Here is a 2,646-nt window from a genome sequence, read left to right on the forward strand (position 1 = left end):
GGCTGGGAGAGGGCGGCGATGCGCTCACGCGGCAGGATGCCGAAGGACCCGATGGTGACGGAGGCGAAGATCGCGAGCACGCTCAGAAAGCCCAGCACCGTCGCGCGTCCGATGTCGCGCCGGCGGCGCGCGTGCCGGGAGTACGCGCTGGCGCCCTCCACGCCGATGAAGGCGAACACCGTCACCAGGAGCGTTCCGCGCACCTGATCGAACAGCGGCAGATCGTTCGGTCCCCACAGGTTCGCGGCGAAGACCTCGGGATCGAAGGCCGTCACGCACAGCACGACGAACACGACGATGGGCAGCACCTTGGCGACGCTCACGATGCGGTTGACCGCAGCGGCCTCGCGGGTGCCGCGCCGCACGAGCAGGAAGAACACCCACAGCCCGACCGAAGAGACGGCGACGGCAACCACCGTGTCGCCGCCGGCCAGCGGCGGCGCGACCGCGCCGATGGTCGACATGATGAAGACCCAGTAGAAGACGTTGCCCGCGCACGCGCTCGCCCAGTACCCGAACGCCGAGAGGAAGCCCAGGTAGCGGCCGAAGCCTGCTCGTGCATACGAGTAGACACCGGCGTCCAGGTCGGGTCGACGTGCGGCCAGTCGCTGGAAGACCAGGGCGAGCGTGAACATCCCCGTTCCCGCGAGAGCCCAGGCGACGAAAGAGCCCACGACTCCCGTCTGTGCGGAGAACGTGCCCGGCAGCGAGAACACACCCGCACCCACCATCGATCCGACGACGAACGTCGACAGGGTCAGGGTGGAGACGGTCGCGGGGGAGCGGACGTCTCTGCTCATCGCCGTCAGATCACACCCTGCGCGAGCATGGCGTGCGCAACACGCTCGAAGCCGGCGATGTTCGCTCCGGCGACGTAGTCCTCGGCCCTGTCGTATCGTTCGGCGGCGGTGAAGGCCGCCCGGTGGATGTCGCGCACGATCGCGCGCAGCTTGCGCTCGCTGTCGTCGAAGCTCCAGCGCTGGCGCGACGCGTTCTGGCTCATCTCCAGCGCCGAGGTCGCGACGCCGCCGGCGTTCGCGGCCTTGCCCGGACCGAACAGGACCCCGGCCGCGCGGAATGCGCTCACCGCGCCGGGAGTGCACGGCATGTTGGCGCCCTCGGAGACGGCCGTCACACCGTTGCCGATGAGGGCCTGCGCGTCGTTCTCGTCGAGCTCGTTCTGTGTGGCGGCCGGCACCGCGATGTCGACCGCGACATTCCAGGGCCGGGCGTTCGCGACGAAGCGGGCGGAGGGCCGACGCTCGGCGTACACCGAGATGCGGGCCCGCTCGACGTCTTTGATCTCGCGCAGCAGGGCGACGTCGATACCGGCATCGTCCACGACGTAGCCCGACGAGTCGGATGCGGTCACCGGCAGTGCGCCGAGCTGGTGCGCCTTCTCGATGGCGTAGATCGCAACGTTGCCCGAGCCGGACACCCCCACGCGCAGACCGTCGAGCGTGCGGCCGTGCACCGCCAGCATCTCCTCGGCGAAGAAGACGGCACCGTAGCCGGTCGCCTCGGTACGCACCTCCGCTCCGCCCCACTGCACCCCCTTGCCGGTGAACATGCCGGACTCGTGACGGTTCGTGATCTTTCGGTACTGGCCGAAGAGATAACCGACCTCTCGCGCGCCGACCCCGATGTCGCCGGCCGGCACGTCGGTGTGCTCGCCGAGGTGGCGGTAGAGCTCGTTCATGAAGGCCTGGCAGAACCGCATGATCTCGCCATCCGAGCGCCCGCGCGGATCGAAATCGCTGCCGCCCTTGGCTCCACCGATGCCCTGCCCGGTGAGTGCGTTCTTGAAGATCTGCTCGAACCCGAGGAACTTGATGATCGACAGGTTGACGCTGGGATGGAAGCGCAGACCGCCCTTGTACGGTCCGAGCACCGAAGAGAACTGCACGCGATAGCCGCGATTGACGCGCACGCGACCGGCGTCGTCGACCCACGGCACGCGGAACATGATCTGGCGCTCGGGCTCGACCAACCGCTCGAGCACGCCGGCGGCCTCGAATGCCGGGTGGCGCTCGATGACGGGAGCGATCGAGTCCAGCACCTCGTGCACCGCCTGCTGGAACTCCGGCTCGTGCGGGTTGCGTTCGCGCACGCCACGGAACACGAAGTCGACGGGGGCGGGCAGGGGTGTCAGGTGGTCTGTCACGGTGGAGCTTTCCGGCCACGCCCCGGGTGGTGCGGCCTGTCCCACCCTAGCGGCGACCGAGGCGGGCCTCGACGCGTGTGACGTCGCTCGCCTACGCTGGGCGCGGGAGGATGATCATGCAGTTCGAACATCTCGGGGCGCGCCCCCGCATCCACCCCGATGCCGTCGTGGCACCCACGGCCGTGATCTCCGGTGACGTCGAGATCGGAGCCGGCTGCCAGATCCTGCACGGTGCCGTGCTGACGGCGGAGGGCGGCCCGATCACGCTCGGCTCACACGTGATCGTCATGGAGAACGCCCTGATCCGGGCGAGCGCCGCACACCCCGTGCACATCGGCTCGCACGTGCTCGTGGGCCCGACGGCCAGCATCTCCGGAGCGACGATCGCCGATGAGGTCTTTCTCGCCACGGGTATCCGGGTGTTTCACGGTGCGCGCATCGGCGAACGATCCGAGGTGCGCATCGGTGCGATCGTGCACCTG

The 2,646-nt window shown here is 69.0% G+C and carries 3 protein-coding genes; 1 reads left to right on the forward strand and 2 read right to left on the reverse strand.

The genetic code is table 11. From position 1 onward, the window contains the following. Both I5I_RS09810 and gdhA read right to left on the reverse strand, forming a co-directional pair. Positions 1-800 (reverse strand): amino acid permease (locus I5I_RS09810; RefSeq protein ID WP_036318947.1); only part of this gene is annotated, 800 nt, incomplete at its 3' end. A gap of 5 nt (positions 801-805) precedes the next feature. After that, positions 806-2,164 carry an NADP-specific glutamate dehydrogenase gene (gdhA, locus tag I5I_RS09815; RefSeq protein ID WP_083867990.1) on the reverse strand — a complete coding sequence of 453 codons (1,359 nt, stop codon included), beginning with the start codon at positions 2,162-2,164 and terminating at the stop codon, positions 806-808. A 116-nt stretch (positions 2,165-2,280) separates the two neighbouring features. On the opposite strand from gdhA, the gene I5I_RS09820 reads away from it, so the two are divergent. Then, the coding region (locus I5I_RS09820) for a gamma carbonic anhydrase family protein (protein ID WP_036318948.1) at positions 2,281-2,646 on the forward strand (366 nt) is incomplete at its 3' end.

The organism is Microbacterium sp. B24 (assembly GCF_000333415.1).
Taxonomy (GTDB): Bacteria; Actinomycetota; Actinomycetes; order Actinomycetales; family Microbacteriaceae; genus Microbacterium.